The sequence below is a fragment of the Nocardia blacklockiae genome, from assembly GCF_015477355.1.
In the GTDB taxonomy this organism is placed as follows: domain Bacteria; phylum Actinomycetota; class Actinomycetes; order Mycobacteriales; family Mycobacteriaceae; genus Nocardia; species Nocardia blacklockiae.
In genome coordinates, this window is sequence record NZ_JADLRJ010000005.1 from 645,780 (window position 1) to 672,311 (window position 26,532).

Below are 26,532 nucleotides of genomic sequence, written 5' to 3' on the forward strand. Positions count from 1 at the left end.
TGATTCCGTTCCCCGATAAAGGAGGTTCATGACCATGGCTGGAGACACGGTTCTCACCGTCATCGGCAACCTGACCGACGCGCCGGTCCTTCGCTACACGGCGAAGGGCGTGCCCGTCGCGTCGTTCACCGTTGCCTCGACGCCGCGGAATTTCGATCGTGCATCCGCGGAGTGGAAGGACGGGCAGGCGTTGTTTCTGCGCTGCACCCTCTGGCGCGACGCCGCGGAGAATCTGGCCCAGAGCGATCTCCCCCGCGGCGCGCGGGTGATCCTGTCGGGCCGGTTGAAGCAACGGACGTTCCAGACCCGCGAAGGCGACACCCGCCATGTGATCGAGCTGGAGGTCGATGAGATGGGCCCGTCGAATCGATTCGCGACCACGAAGGTGACCCGCGTGTCCCGTAGCGGCAAGACCACCGGGACCACCAACCTGGCTCCGGCCGGTGATGACCCCTGGGTCCCCGGCGGCGCTCCCGAGCCCGCGCTCGCCGCCGCCGGGACCGGATCCAACGGCTTCGCCGACGAACCGGAATTCTGACCGCTCCTCGTCACATCCTCCCGGCATCGACTGGGCCGCACCCGCCCGATCGACCCCGACACCGAGAGCGGAGGCGGCAGGAGAAGTGGCGGGGTGGGATGCCCGTCCGGCCGCGCGTCCAGCACGGCGAGGGCTACCAGCCCGTCGGACGGTGCGGCAGGGCCCGCGCCCGGCTCCACCGAATTTCGCTCCGCGCCGTCCGATCGCGGCGGCCGGGTGCCGAAATTCGGTGGCGCACGCCCCGGCGCGTTCCCTGCCGCACCGTCCGCCGTCCCGGTCGAGGCGCCCTCCAGCTGGCCGCCCGGCCGGCCGACCATCCCTGTGGTGTGTGCAGTCCCCACGGCGGTGGTCTCCGTTCGCTGTCACGAAGGGAAACACGATGACCTCCACCGATTTCCGGTCGCTGCCCGAAGCCCTGCTCCAGGTCGACTACCTGCTCGACGAGAACCGCCACGACGATGCGCGGGAGCTGTTCGAGCACGCGATCACCACCCTCGCCAGCCACCGCGACATCCAGCGGCTGCTGCTGCTCGCCGACACCTTCCACCACCAGCCCTACCTCACCGCCCGCGCCCAGCTGACATCGCTGTGGCGGCGCTCGCCCGCGGAACTGCGCGCATGGCTCGACACCTTCGTCGCCCGCACCGACCCCGGCCTGCACCGCCCCACCGAACAGCGCCCGCGCCCGTTCAAGACCGTGCCGCTCACCGCCATCGGCTCGAGGGTGCGGCGCTTGGCGGCCTCGAACTACACCCGCATCCGTCAGGAGGTCACGCCGTCGACGGCGACCGAGATCCGCGCCGAGCGCGCCCGTAAACGTCCCGAGCACCGTACCGCGCTGCGCACCAAGCGGCGGCCCGTGCACGAGCCGCGCGTAGTCACCGACTACATCCGCAGCCGATTCCTCGTCGACGCCGACACCGCCTACCCGCCCACCGAGTGGGATCGCACCTACGTCCGCCACGTCGCCGATCAGGTCCGTGGTGAACGCGACCGCGCCGGATACCGCACCCCGGACGACTTCGACACCTTCGCGATCGCGCGCGCCCGCACCGGGATCGCCATCAGCGATGACGAACGCCCGGCATATCTGGCCAACGGCAACGGCCTCGACTACGACCACACCACGCTGCCGCCCGTGCAGGGGTGGGTGTGTGTCTACTGCTTCGCCGAACGCGCCTGCGCCGACCGCTTCGTCACCGGCCCCGACGGGCACCGCGTCAGCGATGACGGCCTGTGCCAGCCCTGCCGCGACACCGGTCGCCCCGGAATCAGCGCACTGCCCGCCGGATTCACTCTCGCCGACGAGGTCGCCGCATACTGCCGACACCTCACCGAGCACTACCCCGCCATTGCAGCCCGCCTGCTCGATGCGTTGCGCCTGCGCTCCACCGGCACCATGTGCGGATTGATCACCGCATTCCTAGACACTCTCAACCAGGCAGGCCACGACGCGACCGTCACGCCGCTCCAGCCGGTGCGGCTCCGGCGCGGCCGCTGCCGCTCCTGCTTCACCGACCAGGTCGTCGACCTCGAAGACCTCTGCGACGACTGCCGCGCCATCTACGCCCCGATCGCCGCCTAACTGCCGCTCCACCGCTGTCCCCGGTCCGCCGCGGAGTTCGTTTCCGCGGCGGACCGGCCACCATCCACTCACCCCCGCGCACCCACAACCACCGCCCTCGCCCCCCTCACGCCCCTACTCCCCACCGTCCCGCCGCCCACCACATCCACCACTTCCATCACTCACATCCCCATTCCTCACCTACTCTTCCCTCTACCCACACAGTTCCGCACCCTCCTTATCCCCAGTTCAACACAGGCAGACCTCTTGCATCCTGGATAACAATTCCATAACGACCAGCGAATACGCCGTCAGTGCTTCTCACAGCAGCACTCACAGCCCTTGCCATTTCGATTCTTGTCGCTATTTGCTGGAATTGTGACAGCGACGCTGCACAAAGTACTGGCCGGGAACGGCTATCTGTATTACCTGCGGCAGGTCGCCGCAGGCGATTCGACGGATCTGGGTAGTGACGGGCTGGCCGATTACTACTCAGCGCACGGGGAGGCACCGGGCCGCTGGCACGGGTCCGGGCTGGCGGCGTTGGGAATCGAAGCTGGTGAGCAGGTCACCGAGGAGCAGATGCGAGCGATGTTCGGGCAGGGCCGGCATCCGAACGCGGAGGTGATCCAGGCGCGGGTGGTCGATGCGGAGATCGCGGCCGGCGCGAAACGCAAAGACGCCGTCCGCGCTGCGGAGAAAGCGACACGGTTGGGGAATCCGTATCGGGTCTATGCCGGTGACAACGAATTCAGAAATCGGTGCGCGGACGCGTTCGTGGCACACAATATCGAGCACGGATCCGACGAGTACGCCGCCATTCCCGACGACATTCGTGCCCGCATCCGGACCGAGATCGCGACCGAAATGTTCCACGACAAGTATCGCCGTGCGCCTTTGGATGCGCGGGAATTGTCGGGGTGGGTGGCACGGATCTCGCGCCCGCAGTCGGCCGCGGTGGCCGGTTTCGACATCACCTTCTCGCCGGTGAAGAGCGTGAGCGCGTTGTGGGCGGTGGCACCGAAGCAGACCGCAGAGCGGATCGCCGCCGCGCACGAGGCCGCCGTAGACGACGCGATCCGGTGGCTGGAACAGCACGGCATCTACACCCGGCTGGGCCGCAACGGCATCCGACAAGTTGATGTCGAGGGCCTCGTCGCCGCCCGCTTCACCCACCGCGAAAGTCGTTGCGGTGACCCGGATCTGCACACCCATATGTTGATCGCGAACCGGGTCCGCACGCTGGATGGCCGGTGGCGGACGCTGGATGCGTCGATGATCTACCGGCTGCTGGTGACGGTGTCGGAGATCTACAACACTCGTCTGGAACAGCATCTCGAAGCCGACCTCGGCATAGCGTTCGCCGAACGGGCGGGGACGGACCCGGTGAAGCGGCCGATCCGCGAGATCGTCGGTGTCCCAGTGGCGTTGACCGAGTTCTGGTCACGCCGTGACGCCGCGATCACCGCCTGCCTCGGCCACCTTGCCGCAGAGTTCCAGCGCCAGGTCGGGCGGGAGCCGACACCGAAGGAAATGTTCGCGCTCGCCGAGCGCGCCACCCTGGAAACCCGCCCTGTCAAGCACGGGTTGCGGTCGCTGGCGCAACAGCGCGCCGACTGGCGCGCCCAAGCCCTCACCGTGCTCGGCGGCCGCAAAGCCCTCGCCGACACCCTGTTCCGCGTCCTCCACCCACCCGAACGGGCGCGGCCGCGGATCGACAGGGACTGGGTCGCGCGTACCGCGGAGCGGGTGCTGGCGGCGGTGTCGGCGCAGCGCGCGACCTGGCAGCGCCACCACATCCGCTCGGAAACCGAACGCCATTTGCGTGGCGCTGTCCCCAGGGATCGGTGGGAGCTGGTCGCGGACGCGGTGGTGGCCGAGGCGCTGGCGCCGTCGCGGTCGATCGCGCGCGGCGACCCGGATATCGCTGCGGAGCCGGTGCTGGGTGAGGTGCCGACGGTGTTCGCGCGCGCCGACGGTGCCAGCGTGCACACCGTCACCGGCACCCAGATCTACACCTCCCCGCACCGGCTGGCGGTCGCGCAGCGGTTGATCGACCTGTCGCTGCAACACGGCGCACGCACTATTCCCGCCCGGTTCGTGACCGCGGCGGTGCACGCCTACAACACCGATCCGGCCCACACCGGCAAGCAGTTGAACGCGGGACAGATCGCTGCGGTGACCGGATTCGCGTCGTCGCCGTTCCGGATCGAAACCCTCACCGCGCCCGCGGGATCGGGGAAAACGACCGCGATGCGGGTGCTCGCCGACGCCTGGCGCGGCGCCGGCGGCACCGTGCTCGGGCTCGCGCCGACCGCGGCGGCGGCCGCCGTGCTCGCCGAAGCGACCGGAGTACGGGCGGAAACGGTCGACAAACTGCTCACCGTCCTCGACCACCACCGCCCCGGCGCGCCGCCGCCCGCAGCACACATCGGCGGCGATGTCGCGCCGTCGCTGCCGCAATGGGTGCTGCAGATCGATACCGGCACGCTCGTGGTGGTCGACGAGCACGTGCGCCTCGGCGACGACAAACGCCTGCGCCTGTTCGAGTTCCTCGCCGCTCGCGAAGCGACGATCCGGTGCGTCGGTGACGACGCACAGCTGCCCTCGATCGAGGCCGGCGGCACTGCCGCCGACACCGCCGACGCTGCGCGGGCGACGACATTGACGCATGTGGTGCGGTTCGCCGACCGCGCCGAAGCCACCGCCACCCTGTATCTGCGCGACGGCGATCCGGCCGGGCTGGCCTACTATCTCGATCACCAACGGGTGCATGCCGGTGCGCACGGCGCGGTCCACGACGACGCCTACACCGCCTGGATCGCCGAGCACACCAGCGGCCGGGACGCGATCATGCTCGCACCCACCCACGACATCGTCACCGACCTCAATGACCGCGCCCGCACCGACCGCCTCGCACGCACCGACACACCTACGACTGGCGAAACCCGGCTGGCGGACGGGCTTTCCGCGTCGGCGGGCGACATCGTCTGCACCCGCCGCAACGACACCCGCCTGCGTGTCGGGACCGCCGATTGGGTGCGCAACGGGTACCGGTGGCTGGTCGACACCGTCCGCCCCGACGGCAGCCTCACCGTCACCCACCTGCGCCCCGGCCGCCAGCTCAGGCACACCACCGTGCTGCCGAGCGCCTACGTGCGGGCGCATGCGCGGCTGGGCTACGCGATGACCATCGATTCCGCGCAAGGCGTCACCGCCGACACCGCCCACATCGTGCTCACCGGCCACGAGTCCCGCAACCAGCTCTACGTCGCCCTTACCCGCGGCGCCACCGCCAACCACCTCTACCTCCCCACCGCCATCGACGGCAGCGAAGCCTCCTTCTGGACCGAACCCGGCCTCCTCCCCACCACCGCGGTAGAAGTCTTGCAACGCATCCTGGCTCGCGACGCCGCGCAGGTTTCGGCGAACCGTGAACTCCGCGACGCCCTCGACCCTTTCCGTCGCCTCGGCCGCGCGATCGACATCTACCTCGATGCCACCGGGCTCGCCGCCGAACACGCCCTCGGCCCCGACGCGCTCGCGTGCCTCGACGCCACCGCCGACCAGGTGCACCCCGGGCTCACCGACGCCCCCGCCTATCCCGTCCTGCGACAGCACCTCGCCACCCTCGCCCTGGCCGGCGACGACCCCGCCGCAGCGCTGCGTGACGCGATCGCCGAGCGCGAACTCGACACCGCGAAAGACAGCGCCGCCGTGCTGGATTGGCGCTTGGACCCTTCCGGCCGCCACTCGACCGGGCCGGGCCCACTGCCCTGGCTGCGCGGCCTCCCCCGAAAGCTCCCCGACGACGCGGTGGCCGCGCAGCTGCGTGCCCGCGCCCGCCTCATCACCGATCTCACCGCCCAGATCACCAGCGACGCCACCACGTGGACCGCCTCCACCGCGCCGATCTGGGCCCGCTCGCTGCTCGCAAACCCGCGGCTGGTCGCGGAATTGGCGGTGTGGCGTGCCGCCCACCACCTCCCCGACACCGACCTGCGCCCCACCGGGCCGGCCCGCTACCCGGCCGGTGAACGCGACCACCAGCAGCTGCTCGACGCCCGCGCCACCGGCACCCTGTCCACCGCCACTCATACCTGGTCCGCCCTCGCCACACGCCTCGAAACCCGCCTCCTCGACGACCCCTGGTGGCCCGTACTCGCCGAACGACTCGACACCGCCGCCCGCGCCGGACTCGACATCGACACCCTCCTCACCCACGCGGCCACCATCGGCCCGCTGCCCGACGAGATGCCCGCCGCCGCGCTCTGGTTCCGCCTCGGCCTCGACCCGTCGGCCCTCACCGATACCCGCAACGCCCACCATCTGCGCCCCGACTGGACCACACACCTGCGCGAGCTGCTCGGCGACCAGGCCGCCGAACACGTTATGACCGACCCCGCCTGGCCACGCCTGGTCGCCGCCATCGACCACGCCACCACCACCGGCTGGACCGCCCACGACCTCCTCGCCACCGCCCACGAACTACTCACCGCCACCACCGACCCCACCACCACACCCGGCCCCCACCACCACGACGTCACCGCGACCGCCCTCGCCTGGCGCATCGAAGCACTCCTCCACCCCACCACCCACGCCGACATCCACACCGAAAACCCGGACCCCCCAACAGCTATGGACCGCCACGACGTCACACCAGACCACCCGCCCATCGACACACCCGCCAGCCGCGACACCGAACCTGGTGCGCCCGAACAACTCCGCGCCGTCGCCGAACTGTTCCGCACCGGCCACATCACCGACGCCACCACCGCCTTCCGCACCCTCGCCCGGGAACTCACCAGCGAGCAACGCGACATCCTCGAACGGGTCGCCACCACCCTGTTCCAGTACGCCTTCCCCATCGCCCGCGCCCGCCTGCGCTGGGCCGCCGACCACCACCCCGACCACCGCGGGCTCATCGAAGCCTGCATCCCCGACACCGACCCACACGTCTACCGACCCGCCGAACACCGCGCTCAGACCTCGGCCTTCGCGCGCGACCGCCACGCCGCCGCCCGCCACCACGAGGAACGAATCGACCCCAGCCACCGCCGAACCCGACCCACCCAGGACCGCGGCGGCGAGTTCGCTGACGCCTACTTCGCCGAACGCGCGGCCGAACAACCCGACCCGACAGCATCCGACCGCAGCCACCGCCACGGCGCGGCTGCATCCGGCCGCGACCGCAGCGGCGACGGATACACCCTCGACTACGACCGCGCCGCCATCCCGCCCACCCACGGATTCGGGTGCGTCCATTGCGGAATCGAACGCGCCCGTACCGACACCCAGCCACAACCGGGCCGCCGCGCCGACGACGGCCTATGCGGAGACTGCCGCGACAACGGACAACCCGCCATCCCCGACCACGACCCCGCCGACCACATCACCGCCCGCGCCGACCACATCACCGCCACCTACCCCACCGACCAAGCCCGCGCGAAACTCCGCCGCGACTGGCACGACGCCCCCACCCACCGCGCACGCCACGCCCTCACCGACTGGGCCCGCCGAAACCCACTCATCCACACCACAAGTCGGGCCGGCGCAGTCACCTTCGACCCCGACGACCCGATCCAAGCACTCACCGACCAGCAACTCGCCGGATACATCGACGACGTCCACCGCCGCCTCGCCCTGCACGCCGACGAAGACACACTCTTCGGACCGGCACCGGCCACACCGGGAGACAACGACCAGCCGGTGGTCCAGCGCGGATGGCTACGCAACGAACTCGCCGACCTCCAAGCCGAACAACACCGACGCACCCGACTGGCTCAAGAGCAAGCCGTCGCCGAACACACCATCCGGCAACAACACCATGCCGACATCCCAGGAACGCCAGCTGGCGAGCCGACTTACGTGGCGGACGCACTGGGCGTGAGCAACGACATCGGCTTTGGGCCCTAAGATTCAGTCGCCCGTCCCGCAGCGATAACCCCTGCACAGTGTCCGCGCGCGTCGAGGTACGGCAATGCGGGCCTCAGGTGATTGCTTCGAGAAGTTGCTCGCCTATAGGCCGACGTACGATGTAGGGCCGTACTGCGAGTCCGACCAAGTCGATTGCCTCCCAGGCGAGGGGATGCAACGCTGTCAGCAACGTTGCCAATCGCGCCTCTATGGCAAGATCGAGAGCTTCGTAGCGCGGTCCGATAGGGTCGACCGCTCCCAGGGAAGTGACCTCCGATGACACGTCTTTTCCTGACTCGCGTGTAATCTTCTCAACGAGTGTTTCCAAAACGTCAATCAATGCGGACGCGTCGTGGAAGGTAAGGTTGTATCGCAAATAATCCTGCCGCAACGTCTGTTGTGCGACTATTAGCTCCGCCATCGCATCAACTCGACTGCTGAGCGTTGGCACAAGACCCACAGAATACGGCGCGGCGGTTCGCTTGTGGTGCTGACGTCGAGTGAGCCTGAATGATCTGTTGATGATCCCAAGAATTTCCGTTGGGATGACTTGCTCGCTCCGCCTTAGTAGCAACGTAGATTTCGGCTTCAGCTCTGGTCCTGCAGAGTCGAGATGTCGCAGAAGTAGGTAGGCGTGCACTTGTCGCGTTCCCCCCGCGGCGAGCGCGGTAGAGATTTCGTTGAACAACAGTTCTCGATCCTCAGCGGTCACGCAAGTACGGGCTAACGATGCGGCAATTGTGCGGTCGTCGAAAGTCGCTGCGTAATCCAGGCATCGAAGAGCCTGTCGAAGATATCGTCGACGAGATTTGGGTGCACGCGCCGCGAAGCCGTCGTCGAGGATGTCACAAGCCAAGACCGGCGCGGAGGCGAGGACTTGCTGTAGTGGGCTTCCAGCTGCGTCACCATTACTGAGCACCTGCACGAGCTGGTCGTGCAGGTGCTCTCTTTCCTTGAACAACCGCCCTGCGGCAAGCAGCCAGATGTTACGCCAATGCGGATGGTGCATCGCCAACTCGAGCCGTCGCAGCGCGGCAGACTCGGGGCCGCTGGTTATCGCAATCGCTGCCATCAGTTCTTGCAAGCTCCGTACTTCGAATCCGATACGGTCACCCGCCGGCACCAGGAGCACCAGACGATGAGTGGCGGCAGTGATCAACTTGCTGCTGATCGTGTCGATTTCGCGAGGCGAGTACTCCTGAGCTTGGAGACGATCGCGAGCGATCGCTTCAAGCTGCGGAATCGACATCGTGGGGTTGTTTTCGGCATTCTCCGCAGCGACGTGTAGTTGCAGTGCGACGCGGGCGTGGAGGTAGTCGATATCGGACTTGTGCTCGTTCAGGATTCGAGCGATCGAGGATCCCGGTTTGTCGACCTCGCGTTGATACACCGTGCGGTAATAGAGCGAGAACAGGCCGAACCGGTCGACGGGCAGGACACCATACCCTTCGACGATTATCGACATGATCGTCACCTGCAGAGGCGTCTCCATCAGTCGCTTAGTTGCGGCATCTTCGGACGCCGACGTGAGCCGCTTCATCACGCGATCCCTCAACTCGGGATCCTCGCCATGGCGAGAGTTGACAACCTCGCGCGCGAAGCTGCGGGCTTGTTGAGGAGTCAATCTGCTCAGCATTACATCAGTGAACAACTCCGCATCGAATCGCTCGTCGTAGCCGAGAGGTCGGGTGGTGGCAATGAGGAGCAGATCCGCATGCAGGTTGTCCGCAGTCTCGATGAAATCGGTGACCCTCTCAAGCAATACCCGTCGCAGGCCCGCATCACTGACTTCGTCCAGCCCGTCCAAGATGACCACCCAAGGCCATGCTCTGAGCCAGCTGTGCAGATCGCTCGGTGAGATGGATGCGTCTGTGCGCAAGCCAATAACCGTCGACAAGAACGCGAACAGGCTCGTATCGGGTTGAGAAGCAAGCCCCTCTGCGTAGTTTGCAAGATCTACCCGCATCGGCCAACGCAAGTTTCGCGGCTCGGGAATGCCATTGCGGGTCAACGCTTCTCGCGTAGATTCGACAATGGCAGACACCTCCGGTGTCATAGGCCCCCGCCCCAGCAGGGCGACACGGTATATCTGAGCGATGAGCGAACTCAACGTGGTCTTGCCCTGACCGGGCCCCCCGATAATCACCCAATGCGGTCGCTCGACGCGATCGGGTAAATCCCGCTGGAGCACAGCATCACCGTGCTCGACAATGTGCGCAACGGTTTGGACAGTGCGAGCCGGATGCACGCTCGTAGTGCGCTCGAAATCTATGTTTTCGATAAAGACTCCGGGAAGGTCGACACCAACATCTTCCAGTTTTGCTCGCTGCCCTGGCGCTCCTGCCTCGCTCAGCCGGATCCAGTGCTCGTTGCGCAGGCACTGCCCCGCATGGAGACGCATCTTCGAGGCCAGGTCTGGGATCGCCGCACCAGAGACGTGGTCGCCGATTCGTGCCAGCACGTCACCGACAGTCAGCAACGCAGGAAAAGCATGGCGCACCGCATCAGCACCGTCGAGATAGGTGTAGAGCTGATCGGCGTGCCAGATTCGGAAATCGCGGATCCCCAGCTTGGAGACCTCGTCTTCTGGGTCGGTCAGGCGAGAGTTGATGTCAGCAGTAAGAGTATCGATCCCGCCGATCACCCCTACTGGTGAAAGCCGGACATTGGAGGCAACGATCAGGTATTGCGGCGCACGACTGCGAGTCTGCCTGCGCATCGCGGAGACCCATCGATCGAGTTCCGTATTGATCTGCCCTTTCAACCACGCGGCATTGCCCTTCGGGCTTAGTTGATGGTAATGAAACTTGGCCTGCAGCACTGTATATCCGTTCCACATGCCCGTCGGACCCGAGCTGGTCGCCGACCAGTTGATCGGGCCGTCGAACGTCGCCTCTCTACCACCGTCGGCACCGTCACCAAAAGCCTGGACGCCCGGGCCGAGAACACGGGCAGCCAAGCTCACTACCAGTTGCTCAAACGCTCGATCGCCAAGACGGTCGATGTCGTAGTCAGGCACCGAACCATGATGCCTCCACCCACGCTTGGGTGCACCCGACACTTCGGTCCGTCGTTGCTCGACGCCTTCGAAACCACCACGCTCGGCGGGCACAAGGAGCTATCCTTCGGGTGGGAGTGACAGGACGCGCACGCGCTCCCCCTTTTTCGCCGGAGTCGCCCGGCCCACGCCAGTTCGGTGACTGTGAAGGCCAAGGTCCCTCCGGGCCCGCGTATCGCTCAATTCGCCGTGTTCCCAGTCGTCTTCGTCATGTGGGCATGGGGCAGCGTGGGTGCCCTGTGCCGGGATGGACGAGAGATGCCGAAGAACAGCAGCGCCCGCCGACGGCAACGTGCCCGCGTCATAGCGGCCGAGGAAGGCGTGCGGAAGTATCGAGAAGCGTTGCGCCGCGGCGACGAACGCGCCGCCGCGCCCGCTCGCTCGCCACTGCGGCCACGCAAATTCACCATCGACGGCGTCGACCGGTACGCCCGGCGCGCCGACGCTGTCGCGTTGGCTCAAGACGACATGCGCGACCCGGCAGGCACGGAGGTCGTGGCCGGAGCAGATGTGCTGCGCCGGCAGGTACGTGCGCTGCTGTCGGTGCGGTTGAAGCCGGTGACGGTGGCCGGGGAGGACGGCCCACCGACCAGAGTGGTGCAATGCGAACGGCCTGAAGTATTCCGCGCTGAGGTGCGGGAGATTCTTTCCGATCTGGCGAGAGTGCGCGAGGACGCCGACATCGCGGACGTCGCACCGGCGACCGTCGCCATCACCCAGCACCTCGAGTCGCGCCTTCACCATCTGGACCGGACGACCGGCGGTCCGCTGCGCGCACGGGTGCGCGACGCCAGCGACACAGCGGAGTCCTTGTTCGCCACAGTCGAAGCAGTCCACAGTCGGGGGTGTCGTCTCGGGGCGGGCGAGAACAGGCACCGCCGCGGATGGGGGTACACACCCTGCGGTGGCGGCCTCGTGCGCATACGAGTGCGGATATTCGACTACGACGACACGATCGTCACCGACGCCGGCTGCCCGCGTCATGCCGCCGAGGAGATCGTCTCGTGGGACGCCGACGTCGAGTACTACGGAACAGCCACGACGGAGATCATGGGCGGGACGGACACAGACCTCGACACGATCTACGACCTCGCCGACGCCGTGCGTCACGAACGCATTCCACTGCGGATCGCGCGAGAAGCGGAAATGAAAGCCAATGGCACGTATCGGTTGCCGTCGCCACCCTGGATGCGGCACGACGCGTATTGAACCATCCGAGCGGCTGACGCCGCGGCCCCACCACAACACGGGAAGGTCGACGACTCGGGCTGGGTCACCGCAGTGCACAGAACCACCGGGTGTGTGCTGCGGTGGCACGCCCGAGTACACCGTCGCGAACTTTCGACTCCGCGATGGTCACGCCGGGCAAGCGGTCATGAGCGGTACCGGTGTGGCGCAGTCACATCGCCGAACTGTGGTCCGAGTCGTCGGACCAGACACGTCGCAGCCACGACGGGACGGGAGGCGGGTTCTGGATCAGCGCCAACCGGCGCAGGATTCGAATCAACGGGAGGTGCAGGTCTGCGGCGAGGTCGCTCATCATCTGCAGCATCGTGGCGCTGTCCTGATCGTGCACGGTGAGGATTTCGTTGAGCACCATGGCGCTCAACACCTGCTGGCGGGTCAGCACCATCTCCGGAAGCCAGCTCGCCAGCCACCGCTCGCCATCGATGCCCCCGGCGACCCGGGCCGCGAAGGAATCGCTGTTACGGCTGGTGATCAACAGCGGAGTCGCCGATAACGCCGCCAGATACGCCCCCGCGGGACCTGGGTGCGCCGCCCGCCAGGCCCGCGCGGGGTCGCCGTCACAGTGCTCGGCGGCAGAGCATTCCGATGGCGCTTCCGTGACGTGCGGCGGCCGCGGGTCGGTAGCGCGCAACGCCGCTTTCAGTTGTGCCAGACCGTGGTCGAGGTCGAAGTGGTAGCTCGGGACGCGTTTGGACAGGTAGACATCGAGATCACGGAAAGCCCGACGGATCGTGACCATCTTGCGGTCGTCGTCGGCAGCGTTCATGCCCACAGTTCACCTCCCCAGGCGAGGTCGGGACGATCGAGCGCGGGATCGGTGTCGAAGGTGATGCGGTGGCGGCCGGTGCGCACCATCGTGCTGATCTTCCTGCGGGCCCGGCTCTTGTGGGTGCGGACGGTGGTCACGGCGACGCCCATAATCTCGGCGACCTCTCGGTCGGGCAATCCGAGAATCCACACCATCAACGCGACCTGGTACTCGGTCTCCGTCAGCGACATCAGCAGCACGTGCAGAAAGTTCTTCACCTCCTGGTCCTCCAGCATCTGATCGAGCGGATTCCCGGTGACCGACGTACTGCGGAACATCGGCACATCGCTGTCGAGGTACTCCGCCACCGGGACGGGGCGCCGTGCCGCAGCCCGCCACGCGTCGAGAACACGGCGGGCGGTGATCGTCTTGAGCAACCGCTCCACCACCGCTTCGCCAGCATCGGCGAAGTCGCGCTCGAACTGATCCCACACACAGGTGAACACTGCCTGCACCACGTCGTGCGCCGCATGAACGTCGCCGCGTAATGCCTTGTGCGCGTAGTGGTAGACGCCCGTGGCGTAGATCTTGTACAGGTTGTCGAAACCCTCGTGCCGCGACACCGCATCGTCCTCGTGCGGTGGGGGATGTTCGCTCACGCGCCGCCTCGTCTCGCCACGCGCCAAGGCGCTGCCGTGTCTCGCTCCCGTGCCGAGCCCGGCCCGATCTCGACAATGTGCCCGGTGACCGTCCCGTTACGGCGGCGGCTCAGGACCACGATCCGTGTTCCGGCGGTCGCGGTATCGAGAATCATGCGAGTCGTGCAGTGCCGCTGCCATTCCCGCGCGAGACCGGCCAACATGCATAGCATCACCGAAGCGGCGGCCACAGCGGCCGGGAACCACACGATCCGGCCGCCGGCCACATGCCAGCATCCGGTCATCCACAGCAAGGTCATACACAATCATCGGCGCACCCATATCGAATATTGAGCCGCTTCGGCGCGCCGCCACAGACACGCCGCAACCATCCAGCGCGGCAGCTGGTGGCGAAACATTGACGGGTTGTGCTGCAGTGGTTCCGTGCGTATCGATCGCGACCGTTCGGGCTGGCGCTCAACCGTATTGACCGCGAGAACTGAGGTGGCACTGCGCGACTGCGCACATCGCCTCGACGGCTGCGGCGTCCTGGTGATCGCCGGTTTCCCGTCGTCCGGCAAGAGCACCGCCGCACGATTCGCGGCGGAGGTGGCTGGCGCGACGGTGCTGGACAAGGATTCCTATGCGCCAGGCCTCGAGGACGCGGTGATGGCCGCGCTGACCGGCAATCAGTTCGATCGCGACAGCGACACCTACCACTCCGTGGTGGCTCCGCACCTCTACACCGGCCTGGTCCGTGTCGGATTGACCGTGGGCGCCCGCCACCCGGTGGTGCTCGACGCGCCGTTCCTCGCTATCATCCGGCAGGCCGCCGCCACTGGAAACTCGTTGCGCGAGTATCTGTTCGCGATCACCGATATCACCGTGTCGGTGCCGGTGACCACCGTGTGGATCGACGCGCCCACCGACCAGATCCGGGCGCGCATGGCCGCGCGCGGCGCCGAGCGCGACAGCGGCAAGCTCGCCGACTGGGAGACCTACCGGACCGGAGTCCTCGACAGCGGTCTGCGCGACCTTGCTCACTCGGTCGTCGACCACGTCATCAGCAACTAATGACCTCCCGTTTCGAGCGACCGCGCAGCCGGACCGAGTGTGTTGGCCGCGTCATTCGTGCAACCGCCCGATGATGTTGTTACGCAGGATAGTTCGGATGGTGTCGGCCTGTTCTGAGGTGGCTGTGGACAGGGGTGCCCGGACGGTGGTGGGGAAGCCGGGCAGTCGCGCCGACAACGCGGCTTTCGCGAACGCGATGTCCGACAACGGCATCGCCTTGCGTGCTTCGGTGTAGACGTCGAACACCGCCTGCACCTGCCGCGCCCGCGCGCTGTCGCCGGCCGCGATCGCGGTGGCGATGCGCACCGGCAGTTCCGCCACTGGCCCGCCGGCACCGGTGGCCACCCCGTCGATCCCTAACGCGGCCGCGTGGGGTGCGAGGCGGTCGTCCCCGGCGAACACCCGCAGCCGCGGGCACAGCCTCTTGTACTCCTGCGTCACGGCGCGGTCCTTGCCCGAGTCCTTCACCCCGCACACCAGTGGGAACCGGGACGCCAACCGCGCCACCAACTTCGGGGCGAGCACGTTCCCGGTGTGGCGCGGGAAGTTGTACAACAGCACGGGCCGGCGGGCGTGGTCGAGCACCTCGGTGAAGAAGGCTTCGATCCCGGCGGCCGGGGCGTCGGCGAAGAACCACGGCGTCAGCACCGCGAGGTAGTCGGCGAAGTCGTTGGCGTGCTGGATCGCCTCGATCACCTCACCGGCCGCGCACGACCCGACCTGCACGATCAGCGTGTGCGGCCACGCGGCACGCACGTATTCGGTGACCTGGCGGCGTTCGCGGGCGCTCAGGCTGGCGAACTCGCCGGTGGTGCCGTTGACCAGGACCGTGGTGACACCGGCATGGTCGAGCAGCGCCAAATACTCCCCCAGCGCGGTGAAGTCGATACTTCCGTCGGGCCGGAACGGGGTCACGGTGGCAACGATCGGAGAGACGAGCATGCCTGATTCCTAAACCAGCCACCATTCCCCGTCGAGCAGCACACGCCCGACCGTGTGCTCCCTCGTCGTGCACCGGCCAGGAACCGGCGTGCCCGACGGCACCGCACAGGTACCGGCAACGACGATCCTCAGCACGCCCCTGCGCACGTCGGCTCGGAGAGGACAGCGCAGACATCGGCGACGGCGCAGGGGCGAAGGCTCATCTGTCCAGAGGTTTGGTGAAGTGCAGAGCGCTGCCGTGTACTGCGGTGAAGCCCTCCCGCAGGAAGAAGCGACGACGGTCCCACCGCCGCCCGGCCTCCGTATCGAGGACCACCGACAACTCGCGCGCTCCGGCACGGCGCGCGTGCTCGGCGAACGCGCGAAGCAACAGCGACCCCACTGCGCGGCCCGGCTCGAGCACCCCGATCAACGCGACATGCCCGCTGCCCGCCTCGCCACCGAGAAAACCTCGATAGCCGTCCGGGCCGTCCGCGACCAGCCGCAGCAGACCATCCTCGGACCGGGGCACGTCCGCCCACCGCGGCTGGCGAAAGGAGGCGTCGCTGAGCCGGTGCACGACGTCCAGCTGCTCGAGGAGAACCTGGAACGCGGCCAGCGCGGCAGGGTTGACGACGACTTGCCCGTCGGCAACGATGATCCGCACGCATCCGAGGATGGCAGCTGCTGAACTGTGCGCCACCGCCTGGTGTGTCAAGGCGCCGTTTTCCGACCGTTGACCGCGTCACGATCGGGCTCGTGCCGGAGCGGAGGGTCGCTAGGGTGGCCACCATGGACAGGATCGCCGTGGTGGGCTGCGGCGGGTCGGGGAAGACCTGGCTGGCCACTCAGCTCGCCGACCTGCTGGGCCTGCCGCTCACCCATTTGGACAACGTGTTCTACGACACCGACTGGAATCCGTTGCCCCGCGACGAGTTCGCGCGCCGCCAACGGGACTTGGTCACCGCGCCGCGCTGGCTGGTCGAGGGCAACCATGCCAGCACCCTGCCGATCCGGCTGCGTGCCGCCGATACCGTCATTTTCCTCGACCTGCCCGCGGTCGGCTGCCTGACCGGCGTGCTGCAACGCCGGCTGCGCTACCGCGGCGGCCAGCATCCCGACGTCGGTGTCTACGACCGCATCACCTGGAGCTTCCTCCGCTATATCTTCCGTTACCGCGCGACCATGCGTCCCCGCGTGCAGCAACTGCTCGCCGAGCACGGCAACCACGTCCAGCTCGTCACCCTCACCAGCCGCCGCCACGCCGCGCGCTTCCTGCAAACGCTGCGCGCCCAGCGCATTTCACATCCCTGACCCGTTGTTGGTGACCTGCTTCTCTGCAACCCCGCGCGTCACCGCGCGACGGTGAAATCGGTTGTCCGGAGGCACTGGCCCGCGATCAATCCTGGCCGGTAGCACCGGTTTCCAGGGCAAACGTCAAAGTGTGGCAGACGCAGGAAGTTCGGAGACGACGATGTCCTTCGCCGTATTCAGGGTCTTGGCGTTGGTCGTCGCGGCCGGGCGGCCGCGGGGGTGAGACCCGAGGGACAGTGTCGACCTCGGGCCTCACCGGACTGCAGTACAACGGGGCGTTCGGCGGCTTGGGCTACCGCCGAACACCGGATAGAGCGTCCCGAAGGGCACCTCGGGACAACCACGACCTTAGGATGAGCAGACCACTCGGTGGTGCACTTCCGGCTGGGAGTAGTCGACTCGTTATCTCCTACCGAACAGTCCACGAAGGGATGCAGTATTTTCGCGACGGCCGGAAAGCGCGGCTTAGCGGCCCGCCGGCGTTGCGGCTGGCCCGGTGGGGTCTGGTGCGAGGAGTGCATGAATTTGGTTCATCACTCGGGCCATTACGTGTGTGGCGTGCGCGGAGACTGCGACCAGCGCGTTCGGTTCGGCCCTGCGTGGCACCCGGAATTCGCAGAACGTGGCGCCGCGCCCGAGGGACCGGTTCAGCTCGATGTCGACGCGTGCGGGCTTCAGTTCGAACAGCTCCGGCCACAGCAGGTACGCCGCAGCGCAAGGATCGTGTAGGGCCATCGGGCGGGGCGTTGCGGGGTCGATCATGCGCAGGTAGAAGCCGACGTGGTCGGCAACGATCGCGGCGCGCTCGGTGCTCAGTGCTCGCAGCTGGTGCTCGTGTTCGGGGGTGAGCAGCACTTGGCGGGTGAGGTTGAGGCCGAGCATGCGCACCGCGACGCCGGCGCGCAGCACACCGTCGAACGCTTCGGGGTCGGCGTAGGCATTGAACTCCGCGGCGGCGGTGTGATTGCCGCTGGTTGCCGAACCTCCCATCCACACCACCGACTCGATCGCTCCGGCCAGCTCCGGGTGCAGCAGCACCACGGCGATATTTGAGGATCCGGCGACGCAGGGCCGCCGGGGGGTCGGACCGGATCCGATGACCGGCGCGGCGCGCCCGGTGTGCTGGTGGGTCAGTGGCCGGATGCGGCGGCGGGCGGACCGCCCGGGCCGGGGGCGGGTGGTGCGGTGTCGTCGGGGTCGTAGGCGAGGCGGAGCACCGCTTCGGTGAGTGCGTGCAGGGATTCGGCGGCGAGGTCGGTGTCGTGGTCGGCGAGCCAGGCCAGCATGGTGCCGTCGATGGCGGTGGCGATCATGCGGGCCAGCGCCGGACCGGGCACACGCCAGCGCACCTGGAATCGCTCGGTCATCTGGTCGAGGAATTGCGCGACGCGCTCGCTGTAGAGGCGGTACTGCCAGCGGCCGAGAGCTCCCGGATCCTGCGGTGCGCGCAGGTCGAGCAGCATGAGCTCGTACAGCACGGCCTGGCGGTCCGGTTCGGCGACACCGGCGGCGAGCAGCCGCTGCATCGCCGCCGTCAGCGCCGACCGCAACGAGTCCGCGCTGACGCGTACCTCGGCCAGCGCGCCGGTTTGCGCGTCGACCACCGCCGCAGTCAGCTCGCGCAGCAGCTCCTCCTTGGAGCGGAACGCGTAATGGAACGCGCTCTGCGCCATCCCCGCCTCCGCGCTGATCGCCCGCGTCGTCGCGCCGGCGACCCCGTCGCGCGCCATGACCGTGAACGCCGCGTCCACCAGCAGCCGCCGTCGCTGCTCGGCCTTCAACCGCGCCACCACACACCCCTCTCCCGCCCACCCGGCCGGATCCATTGCTCCGTCCCGCACTCTACTCGGGCGACCGACCCAGTCACCGTTCCAGTGCTCATGAGCCGTGCCTGGCACGTCCCGGGCCAGCATTGTGCGCTGCTGAGCTGGGCAGCGGCGGGATCCTGCGGAAGGAGGATGGCGGACGGCGTCGGACCGCGCTACTCTCGACACAACTTGGTCGATCGACCAAGTCGGGTGACCGGATCGGTTTTCTGTTGGGAGCAAGGGTGATGGAATCGACTTATGCGCTGGTGACCGGTGCTGCGGGCGGGATCGGTCTCGAGGTGGCGCGGCGACTGGCGCGGCGCGGGCATCGGGTGATCGCGGTGGACCGCGACGAGGCGTTGTCGGAGCGGGCGGCGCAGCAGATCGGTGCCGGCGCGATTCCGGTGGCGTGTGATCTGGCCGACCGGGCCGCGGTCACGCGGTTGTGCGCGCGGCTGGAGCAGGAATGGGCGGACGAGGTCGAGGTGTGTTTCCTCAACGCCGGGGTGATCGTTCCCGGGGACGTCGCCGACATCGCCGCCGCCGACATCGACCTGCAACTGGAGGTGATGCTGGGGTCCGCGGTGCAGCTGGCCCGGTCGGCGGCGGTGGTGCTGCGGGCGCGCGGGCGCGGGCACATCGTGGCGACGGTGTCGCAGGGCGGGCTGCTGGCGCTGCCCGGGTCGGCGACCTACAGCGCCGCGAAGGCCGGGCTGCGGGCGTTTCTGGCCGCGCTGCATCTGGAATTGCGCGCCTACGGTGTGACCGTGGGCGGGGTGTATCCCAGCGCGGTCGATACCGCGATGCTGCGCTTCGAGGCCACCCACGGGGGCAGCCTGCTGAATTTCGTGGGCGCGGTCTCCTCGGTCGGCCAGGTCGGCGACGCGGTCGAGAAGCTGATGCGCACCGGGCGGTGCGAGGCGTTCGTGCCGGTCTCCGACGGCATCGCCGTGCGGGTGCTGCAGCAGTTCCCGACGCTGGTCGCGCTGCTGCTGCCGTGGGCCGACCGCGTCGGCGAGCGCGGGCGGCGCCGCTTCCTCACCAGCATCGGGCAGTGACACCCCCGACCCGACCCCACCCCCACTGACACCTGCACCGCAGACGGGAGCATCCGATGACCACCGACCACACCGTCCCCACCACCCCCGGGCCCCCGGCGGCCGCGCGCAGTATCGGTGAGGTGATCGCGAGCGGAGCGGCCGTCGCGATCGTCGGCGCCGGCCCGGCGGGGCTGAGCGCGGCCCGCATGCTGCGCCACCTCGGCCTCGACTACGACCAGTTCGAACGCCACACCGACGTCGGCGGGATCTGGGACATCGACAACCCGGGAACACCGATGTACGAATCAGCGCACTTCATCTCCTCTCGCGACGTGTCCGGGTTCTACGACTTCCCGATGCCGCGCCATTTCGGCGACTACCCCACCCGCACCCAGGTCCTGGCCTACACCCGCGCCTTCGCCGACACGTTCGGGTTGCGCGAACACATCGAGTTCACGACCCCGGTGGAATCGGTGGTCCCCGACGGCGACGGTTGGCTGCTCACCCCCGCGGGGGAGTCGCCACGCCGCTACGGGGCGGTGATCTGTGCGTCGGGAACCAACTGGCACCCCCGTCTGCCGCAGCATCCGGGCCGCTTCGACGGCGAGATCCGCCATGCCGTGTCACATCGCCGCGCCGCGGACTTCGCCGGCAAACGCGTCCTGATCGTCGGCCTGGGTAACTCCGGCGCCGACATCGCCTGCGACGCCGCCCAAGCCGCCGACGCCGCGTTCCTCAGCGTGCGCCGCGGCTACCACATCGTGCCCAAACACGTCTTCGGCGTCCCCGCCGACCAATTCGACCAGGCCGGCGCCGCGCTGCCCCGCTGGATCGAACGTCCGCTGGTGACCGCGCTGCTACGGCTGCTCGTCGGCGACGTCACCCGCTGGGGACTGCCCGCACCCGACCACAAACTCTTCCAATCCCACCCGCTGCTCAACAGCCAGCTGCTGCACCACCTCCAGCACGCCGACCTCGCGGTCAAACCCGACCTCGCGCGGTTCGACGGCCCCGAGGTCGTCTTCACCGACGGCTCCCGCGAACGCGTCGACGTCGTGCTGTACGCGACCGGCTACCAGATGCGTATCCCCTACCTCGACCCCGCGCTGCTGCACTGGAACGGTGACCGGCCCGCGCAGTACCTCACTGCGTTCCACCGCCACCACCACACCCTGTTCACCCTCGGGTTCCTCGAAGTCAACTCCAGCGCCTACACCCTGTTCGACGCCATCTCCCACCTCGTCGCCCACTACCTGCGCGACCGGATCGAACGCCCCGCCGCCGCCGCCCGATTCCACCGGCTCGCCGCCACCGACCAGCCCGACCTCACCGGCGGGCTACGCATGATCGACTCCGCCCGCCACGCCGGCTACGTCGACGCCAAAACCTTCGCCAAGACCCTGGCCCGCGTGCGCGACCACATGGGATGGGAGCCGCTGAGCCCCGGCTTCGCCGACCACCTCACCCGCTCCCGGCCCGCCCCCACCCACACCGCCTAGACGAGGCCGGCCGGGCCGAACGACACCACCGGAAACACACACCGGGTCCCGGTGTCCTCGCCGGTGTAGTGGCGGGCGACCAGCGCCGAGCACAGCCGCCACAAGCCGGTGGGGTCGGACAGGTCGATCCCGGTCAGCTGCGCGACGCGTCGGAGCCGGTAGTCGACGGTATTGGTGTGCAGGTGCATCGCACGCGCGGTCTGCTGCCGGTTGCGGTTGTGGGCCAGATGGCACGCCAGGGTCTGCAACAACTCCGGATGCGACTCGAGCGGCTCGAGCACCGCCCGCAACGAATCCAGCGCGGGCCCCGGCCGCGTGATCTGATGCTCGAGAGCGACCTCGGCGAACAGATACATCCGCGGGGCCCGCCGCAGATTGTGAATGGTGTCGAGTACCTCGTGGGTTTCGTGCGCGACCGCGGGAATCTCCCCGGCAGGCGCGCACAGCGTCGTCGCGGTGATCGGCACCTGCGCGGCCACCGACAACGACTCCACCAGCCCGCACAGCTCGGTCTCCGACATCAGCGTCACCGGAACCAGCACGGTGCCACCGGACACACTCAGCAGCGACAACGCCGCATCACCACAGCGCGCCGTCAGCTCGGCCTCCACCCGCTGCAACTTGCGGCGAGCCACGACCGCGCCGTCCACCCCGGGCACCTGCTCCTCCGGATGCGGCGGGATCGCCACCGCCACCACGTGATACACCTCGGCGACATCGACCCCGCACTGCCGCGCCATGGTCGAGTCCACCTGCCCGCTGAGCAGCGCCCGGGTCACGATCCGCTCGGGGGTGTGCTCACCGGTCAGCACCGACTGCAGCTCCCGGACATATGCCCGGGTGAAGGTCACGGTGAGCCGTTCGAGAACGGCCGACTGACCCAGCATCAGATCCCCGCCCGTGCCGGTCGCCGCACTCGCGCGAGTCCGCAAGAATCCCGCGGCGACCCGGAACCCCTCGTGCAACGCCTGCTGAATCACCTCCAGCGCGATACCCTCACGCGCCCACCGCGCCGCCGCCTGCTCCAGCCGCACCAGCGTGCCCGGCGACTCCCGGCCGTCGAACGAGCGCACCGCCAGCTGCAGACACAACCGGATCACCGTCGACACCTCACCGCGCAACGCCTCGCCCGGCAGCGCTCCACACGGCATGACCCGCTCGACCAGATGCGCCACGATCCGCCGCGACACACTCCACACGTCCTCGCCTGTCGAAGTGAACACCCCGGCGCCGTCGTGCCCGGCAGGTTCCGTCGCGTCGTCGTCGACTGTCACCGAATCCCTTTCCGCCGCACCCCGGCCCGCCGACCGGTCCCAGCCGACGCGCCCGCACCCACCGCAGCTCCGCAGCCCGCCGAGGACCTCGGATCCGCGCGCGGCACCGCAGCACCGGCGTCGAACCGGCGGCGCGCACGGCCGGGGAAGGCAGCGCGCTGCCAAAGGCAACGCGCTGCCATCGGAAACGGTGGGTACATCTGTGTACCCGAGGGAGGGTACGCACATGTACCCACCAGCGGCAAGGGGCACCGGGAACCTCCGCGCCCGCCACACCCGACACTCGTCCGACGCCCCCCGCGGTGACCGTGCGCGGTGACGGCACCGAATGCGTCATCCCGCAAATTCCTCGACGCGAAGGGGGCGACGTTTCGATTCGGGCGGATTCGCGGCAGCGCCGAGAACGACTGGGGGCGAGGAAGAAAGGGACCGGTCGGGTGGGGTTTCTGCTGGAGACCTTCGACCCTGTTTTGCTGCCGTGTCGCTGTGTTCTTCTGAAATGGGCCGGGGAGTCCATTATCGACACTGGGACAGAATTGCCGAACGACGCTTCGAGAAGTGGGACTCGCATTTCTGTACGGCGATGAAAGTGGGCGGAAACAGTTTCGATGAACACGCGTCTCCGGCGGTGATCGCGACCGGAAATGCGGGCTTTGAATGCGGTGGCTCGTGCAGACATACTGCGCCGCCGCACAAGGGAGGAAAGATGAGGAATTCTCTGCGTCGGCGCGTCGCTGCCGGTGTTGCCGCAGCGAGTGCGGCAAGTGTGCTCGCTCTGGGGGCCGCCACGGTCACGGCGCCGGTGGCGTCCGCCGATACGCCCGGCTACGGGCGGGTCGTCATCGACCAGTTGTGGCGGCCGTATTTCAACTTCGGGATCCCGGCGTGGGTCACGAGCAACAAGGGCAGCCGTGAGGCCGCCAAGGGTGCCTGCGCCGCCTACCTCGGTGATCGCCTGGGATTGAGGTGGTGGATGTGGTGGGCGCCGGATGTCGCCTGCGGATACGTGGTCGACCAGGTGTGGTCACCGAACAACGGCACCGCGGTCTGCGGCTCGATCCCGCTTCGGGATGTCCGCGGGACCCGCGTGTGGAGTTGCTGATCGCGACGACTCCCGCTGTGGATCGGGTATCGGGCCCGGTCCACAGCACCGGCCTCGCATCGCCCCGGGCCTCAGGAAAGGCCATTCGACCGGCAGTCGAGGGCCGCGCAGCCGAACACACGCGACGGCCGCGATCCCATCCGGCCCGGTGATTGCCGGCTGAGGCCATCTCCTTGTCGCCTCGGTGGCCGATCGGGAGGTACTGCCCTCTCCCGGTCGGGCCGATTCGTCGGTCGACACGCACCGGTTCGTCCGATTGCCCGGCGTCTGCAGATCTCGATCGACATGCGCGGACCACTCCTGAATGAGGCGATGGTGTTCCGGTTATCGCCCGGTTCGCGTGGGTGTGGCGAATTCGCGGTGCAGGTCGGGCAGGATGCTGGCGAGGTGGTTCATTTCCTGCCCGCAGTGCAGGAGCAGTTCGCGTGCCAGGTCGAGTTCGAGCGCGAGGTCGGCGGGGTCGATGCACAGGCCGCGGGCGACCGCGCGCGCGGCTTGTCCGACGTCGGGGTGGCGGGGGCCGAAGAGTTTGAGGTAGATGCGGCTGCGGATCTCGCATCCTCCGGGGATGGGACGCACCTGGTGGGCCAGCCACCCCAGATCCAGCGGGGCCACGGCGCTGCCGATACGGGCGAGGATGATCGTGTGCTCGTCGGGCACGGTGAATCCGTGCGCGAGGGGGTCGTGGAAGGTGAGGGCCAGCTGCTGGATCTTGGTGCCGAAGTATTCGTCGACGTAGACGGTGTTGCCGAGGTATCTGTCCCGGTCGGGGATCGGTTCATCGGACAGGTCGCGGGCGGCGCCGGCGTAGAGGTGGGCCTCGGGGTGCCAGAGTTTGAATCGTGCGGGCTCGTTGAGGTGCCAGCCGAACCACCAGTCCCACATGCGCGCGGTCCCGCCGGGCATCACGGTGAGCACCGCCACCCAGACCGCGCCCGCAACGGTGTGCCCGTACCCGGTTTCGACCGCGAGGGCCCCGGCCGGGCTGAGGTCGTCGGTGAGTTCGTCGAACTCCGGGATCACCCGCGCCGCGGTGGCGGGGCGGGCGTAGGCGGCGGCCACGAGCCCGGGTGCGGGCAGCGTGCGTTCGGCGAAGAACCGGGCGTAGGGCTGTGCCCGGTCGGCCGGGGAATAGCCGCGGTAGCGTTCGTCGCGTGCCGCTCCGTCGGCGTTGGTTCCGTTCGTCAACATGTCGGCTCCGCCCCGCGCTGCCGGGCCCGCGGCCGTGCGCCGGGAACCCCCGAGTTACTCACGTGCCGAGCCTAGATCCGCCGGTCACACCAGGCATTTCGCTCACAGCCCTCTGTGACAGCGCACAGTCCTGCCGAATGGTTTTGTGTCACACCATGATTACCGGCAGTGGCGCCGACCGGGCCGGCCTTCCCTTCCGCGCCGGCCCGGGGATCGCGGGTGTCATCGCGGGATCGCTCGGGCCGCGCGATCGAGTTCGGTGGAGTTGGCGTATTGGGTGTGGACCCATATTTCCCCGGCCAGGGTCCCGGACTGCCATGCGGCGACGCATGCCGGGCTGGTCAGGCACCACCACGGGACGGCGCCGAGTTCCGGGGAGCACACGGCGTCCTGGGGTGCGCAGACATCGCGGACGTCGGGGATGGTGAAGCGGGCCGGGTTGCTGCCGGAGATCCAGGGCCAGTACTGGCCGACACCGGGTTTCGCGGGATCGGCGCCACCCCAGTGGTTCATGGTGTCGTAGGCGACGCGGTCGCCGTCGGCGACCAGCAGCGGACTCCACACGTTCACTCCCGCGAGGGCCGCCGGGTCGTGCAGGATGCGATGCATGATCATCGCGCCTTGCGAGTATCCGGCCAGCATCACGCCCAGGCCGTCGCATTCGCGGTGGGAGCGGTACTCGTCCAGCAGCCTTCTGGTGGCGTTGATGCCGCCGGCGAGGGAGGCGAAGAACGCCGGTGGGTTGTAGACGAGATTCCAGGCGCTGGCCGCGTCGTATTGCACCGCGACGACTCGCAGTTTCTGGCCGTTGAATCCGTGATTGGCGACCTCGTCGTACATCGACGCGTACGCCGACCACATCGTTTCGCCGAGACCGTATCTGGAATTCGCGAGGTCACCGGATCCGCGGGCGGCGATGAGAATGATGTCTCCCTGCTGGCAGGCCTGCAGCATGGACGCCGCGGGCGCCGGCGGCTGCGGCGCCGCGCTCGCGGGCGGCGACGCGGCCACGCCGATCACGGCGACCGCGCCGACGGCGGTGAGGGCTTTCGCGGCGTGGCCGACTGCTCGCAGAATGCGTGTGGGTCCGGACATGACTTGTCTCCCGAAGAAGTGTGCGCCGTGTTGCCGTCGCCCCCGACGATCCAAAACCTGAAACAGAAATACCATGCGGGCGAGGTGCTCGGCGTGTGATCGAAGGATTTGTGACTTCTCGCAAATTTCGAAACCGGCCGGTCGCCAGCTTCGGAGGCGTGTGCGCGCACATTCCCGGGAGATTGTCGTTCGCCGTCCTGTGCCGCGCGCGGAAATATCCCGTGGCCGGTTCTCTGTTCGTGTCGCGGGCATTGCGTGTCATGGGCCGGTGTCGGTGAGGAATGCCTGGATCAGCCGCGTGGTGGCGGCGGGCCGGTCGATGTGGGGGAAATGCGAGCTGTGGGTGACGGTGGCGTAGTGGGCGGTGGGGACCAGGCGGTGCAGACGTGGTCCGTGGTCGGGCGGGACGAGGCGGTCGCGGTCGCCGTAGACGAGCAGTATCCGTGCGGCATCGGCGGGGTCCAGCAGGCCGGCGGTGAGGTCGGCGGTGAGCCGGCGCAGGGC

The 26,532-nt window shown here is 68.1% G+C and carries 20 protein-coding genes; 9 read left to right on the plus strand and 11 right to left on the minus strand.

Features of this window, described 5'->3' with window-relative positions; translation table 11 throughout:
* The first annotated feature begins 34 nt into the window (after positions 1 to 34).
* From IU476_RS19250 to mobF, 3 genes are all read left to right on the plus strand, one after another.
* Positions 35 to 538: a single-stranded DNA-binding protein gene (locus IU476_RS19250; protein ID WP_195102078.1), complete on the plus strand. Its 504-nt coding sequence runs from the start codon at positions 35 to 37 to the stop codon at positions 536 to 538.
* A 379-nt stretch (positions 539 to 917) separates the two neighbouring features.
* Entirely contained in the window at positions 918 to 2,123 is a 1,206-nt protein-coding gene (locus IU476_RS36825) for a hypothetical protein (RefSeq protein ID WP_195101923.1), read from the plus strand.
* 357 nt (positions 2,124 to 2,480) lie between these two features.
* Positions 2,481 to 8,018 (plus strand): MobF family relaxase, encoded by a 5,538-nt coding sequence (gene mobF, locus IU476_RS36830; RefSeq protein ID WP_195101927.1) that lies wholly within the window; start codon positions 2,481 to 2,483, stop codon positions 8,016 to 8,018.
* A 73-nt stretch (positions 8,019 to 8,091) separates the two neighbouring features.
* Here the strand turns inward: mobF and IU476_RS19265 are convergent, their stop codons facing one another.
* Positions 8,092 to 11,037, minus strand: coding sequence for an NACHT domain-containing protein (locus IU476_RS19265; protein WP_195101928.1), 2,946 nt, complete (start codon positions 11,035 to 11,037; stop codon positions 8,092 to 8,094).
* A gap of 297 nt (positions 11,038 to 11,334) precedes the next feature.
* Between IU476_RS19265 and IU476_RS19270 the strand changes: the two genes are divergently transcribed.
* Positions 11,335 to 12,285 carry a hypothetical protein gene (locus tag IU476_RS19270; RefSeq protein ID WP_195101929.1) on the plus strand — a complete coding sequence of 317 codons (951 nt, stop codon included), beginning with the start codon at positions 11,335 to 11,337 and terminating at the stop codon, positions 12,283 to 12,285.
* Between the two features lie 190 nt (positions 12,286 to 12,475).
* Here IU476_RS19270 and IU476_RS19275 read toward each other — a convergent pair whose 3' ends face one another.
* Both IU476_RS19275 and IU476_RS19280 read right to left on the minus strand, forming a co-directional pair.
* Positions 12,476 to 13,090, minus strand: coding sequence for a hypothetical protein (locus IU476_RS19275; protein WP_195101931.1), 615 nt, complete (start codon positions 13,088 to 13,090; stop codon positions 12,476 to 12,478).
* Positions 13,087 to 13,731 carry an RNA polymerase sigma factor gene (locus IU476_RS19280; RefSeq protein WP_195101932.1) on the minus strand — a complete coding sequence of 215 codons (645 nt, stop codon included), beginning with the start codon at positions 13,729 to 13,731 and terminating at the stop codon, positions 13,087 to 13,089. The genes IU476_RS19275 and IU476_RS19280 overlap by 4 nt, the downstream gene beginning before the upstream one ends.
* A gap of 483 nt (positions 13,732 to 14,214) precedes the next feature.
* Here IU476_RS19280 and IU476_RS19285 point away from each other — a divergent pair, with 483 nt between their 5' ends.
* Complete coding sequence (locus tag IU476_RS19285) at positions 14,215 to 14,784, plus strand: P-loop nucleotide/nucleoside kinase family protein (RefSeq protein WP_195101933.1); 570 nt, start codon at positions 14,215 to 14,217, stop codon at positions 14,782 to 14,784.
* A 51-nt stretch (positions 14,785 to 14,835) separates the two neighbouring features.
* On the opposite strand, the gene IU476_RS19290 is transcribed toward IU476_RS19285, so the two are convergent.
* On the minus strand, positions 14,836 to 15,726 hold the full coding sequence (locus IU476_RS19290) for a dihydrodipicolinate synthase family protein (RefSeq protein ID WP_195101934.1): 891 nt from the start codon (positions 15,724 to 15,726) through the stop codon (positions 14,836 to 14,838).
* A gap of 199 nt (positions 15,727 to 15,925) precedes the next feature.
* Positions 15,926 to 16,372 (minus strand): GNAT family protein, encoded by a 447-nt coding sequence (locus IU476_RS19295; RefSeq protein ID WP_195101935.1) that lies wholly within the window; start codon positions 16,370 to 16,372, stop codon positions 15,926 to 15,928.
* A 125-nt stretch (positions 16,373 to 16,497) separates the two neighbouring features.
* On the opposite strand from IU476_RS19295, the gene IU476_RS19300 reads away from it, so the two are divergent.
* The gene (locus IU476_RS19300) at positions 16,498 to 17,019 is read left to right on the plus strand and encodes a P-loop NTPase family protein (protein WP_195101936.1); all 522 of its coding nucleotides are present in this window, start codon (positions 16,498 to 16,500) and stop codon (positions 17,017 to 17,019) included.
* 465 nt (positions 17,020 to 17,484) lie between these two features.
* Here the strand turns inward: IU476_RS19300 and IU476_RS19305 are convergent, their stop codons facing one another.
* Positions 17,485 to 18,060, minus strand: a complete 576-nt coding sequence (locus IU476_RS19305; RefSeq protein ID WP_195101937.1) for a nucleoside hydrolase — start codon at positions 18,058 to 18,060, stop codon at positions 17,485 to 17,487.
* 89 nt (positions 18,061 to 18,149) lie between these two features.
* Positions 18,150 to 18,809 carry a TetR/AcrR family transcriptional regulator gene (locus tag IU476_RS19310; RefSeq protein ID WP_195101938.1) on the minus strand — a complete coding sequence of 220 codons (660 nt, stop codon included), beginning with the start codon at positions 18,807 to 18,809 and terminating at the stop codon, positions 18,150 to 18,152.
* 263 nt (positions 18,810 to 19,072) lie between these two features.
* Between IU476_RS19310 and IU476_RS19315 the strand changes: the two genes are divergently transcribed.
* Positions 19,073 to 19,885 (plus strand): SDR family NAD(P)-dependent oxidoreductase, encoded by an 813-nt coding sequence (locus tag IU476_RS19315; RefSeq protein WP_195101940.1) that lies wholly within the window; start codon positions 19,073 to 19,075, stop codon positions 19,883 to 19,885.
* A gap of 56 nt (positions 19,886 to 19,941) precedes the next feature.
* Positions 19,942 to 21,366: a flavin-containing monooxygenase gene (locus IU476_RS19320; RefSeq protein ID WP_195101941.1), complete on the plus strand. Its 1,425-nt coding sequence runs from the start codon at positions 19,942 to 19,944 to the stop codon at positions 21,364 to 21,366.
* Here IU476_RS19320 and IU476_RS36835 read toward each other — a convergent pair.
* The gene (locus IU476_RS36835) at positions 21,363 to 22,640 is read right to left on the minus strand and encodes a PucR family transcriptional regulator (RefSeq protein ID WP_324194126.1); all 1,278 of its coding nucleotides are present in this window, start codon (positions 22,638 to 22,640) and stop codon (positions 21,363 to 21,365) included. The two genes, IU476_RS19320 and IU476_RS36835, sit on opposite strands and share 4 nt — an antisense overlap.
* A 706-nt stretch (positions 22,641 to 23,346) precedes the next feature.
* On the opposite strand from IU476_RS36835, the gene IU476_RS19330 reads away from it, so the two are divergent.
* On the plus strand, positions 23,347 to 23,742 hold the full coding sequence (locus tag IU476_RS19330) for a hypothetical protein (RefSeq protein ID WP_195101942.1): 396 nt from the start codon (positions 23,347 to 23,349) through the stop codon (positions 23,740 to 23,742).
* Between the two features lie 324 nt (positions 23,743 to 24,066).
* Here IU476_RS19330 and IU476_RS19335 read toward each other — a convergent pair whose 3' ends face one another.
* The 3 genes from IU476_RS19335 to IU476_RS19345 form a co-directional block, all read right to left on the minus strand.
* Positions 24,067 to 24,933: a DAPG hydrolase family protein gene (locus IU476_RS19335; protein ID WP_195101943.1), complete on the minus strand. Its 867-nt coding sequence runs from the start codon at positions 24,931 to 24,933 to the stop codon at positions 24,067 to 24,069.
* Positions 24,934 to 25,155: 222 nt separating this feature from the next.
* The gene (locus IU476_RS19340) at positions 25,156 to 26,028 is read right to left on the minus strand and encodes a cutinase family protein (protein WP_195101944.1); all 873 of its coding nucleotides are present in this window, start codon (positions 26,026 to 26,028) and stop codon (positions 25,156 to 25,158) included.
* Positions 26,029 to 26,286: 258 nt separating this feature from the next.
* On the minus strand, positions 26,287 to 26,532 hold a 246-nt coding region (locus IU476_RS19345; protein ID WP_228823834.1), incomplete at its 5' end, for an alpha/beta fold hydrolase.

Coding starts and splice junctions, on each gene's coding strand:
- IU476_RS19250 (WP_195102078.1), top strand. CDS start 35: ATGGCTGGAGACACGGTTCTCACCGTCATCGGCAACCTGACCGACGCG.
- IU476_RS36825 (WP_195101923.1), top strand. CDS start 918: ATGACCTCCACCGATTTCCGGTCGCTGCCCGAAGCCCTGCTCCAGGTC.
- IU476_RS19270 (WP_195101929.1), top strand. CDS start 11,335: ATGCCGAAGAACAGCAGCGCCCGCCGACGGCAACGTGCCCGCGTCATA.
- IU476_RS19275 (WP_195101931.1), bottom strand. CDS start 13,090: ATGAACGCTGCCGACGACGACCGCAAGATGGTCACGATCCGTCGGGCT.
- IU476_RS19290 (WP_195101934.1), bottom strand. CDS start 15,726: ATGCTCGTCTCTCCGATCGTTGCCACCGTGACCCCGTTCCGGCCCGAC.
- IU476_RS19300 (WP_195101936.1), top strand. CDS start 16,498: ATGGACAGGATCGCCGTGGTGGGCTGCGGCGGGTCGGGGAAGACCTGG.
- IU476_RS19315 (WP_195101940.1), top strand. CDS start 19,073: ATGGAATCGACTTATGCGCTGGTGACCGGTGCTGCGGGCGGGATCGGT.
- IU476_RS19320 (WP_195101941.1), top strand. CDS start 19,942: ATGACCACCGACCACACCGTCCCCACCACCCCCGGGCCCCCGGCGGCC.
- IU476_RS19330 (WP_195101942.1), top strand. CDS start 23,347: ATGAGGAATTCTCTGCGTCGGCGCGTCGCTGCCGGTGTTGCCGCAGCG.
- IU476_RS19335 (WP_195101943.1), bottom strand. CDS start 24,933: ATGTTGACGAACGGAACCAACGCCGACGGAGCGGCACGCGACGAACGC.
- IU476_RS19340 (WP_195101944.1), bottom strand. CDS start 26,028: ATGTCCGGACCCACACGCATTCTGCGAGCAGTCGGCCACGCCGCGAAA.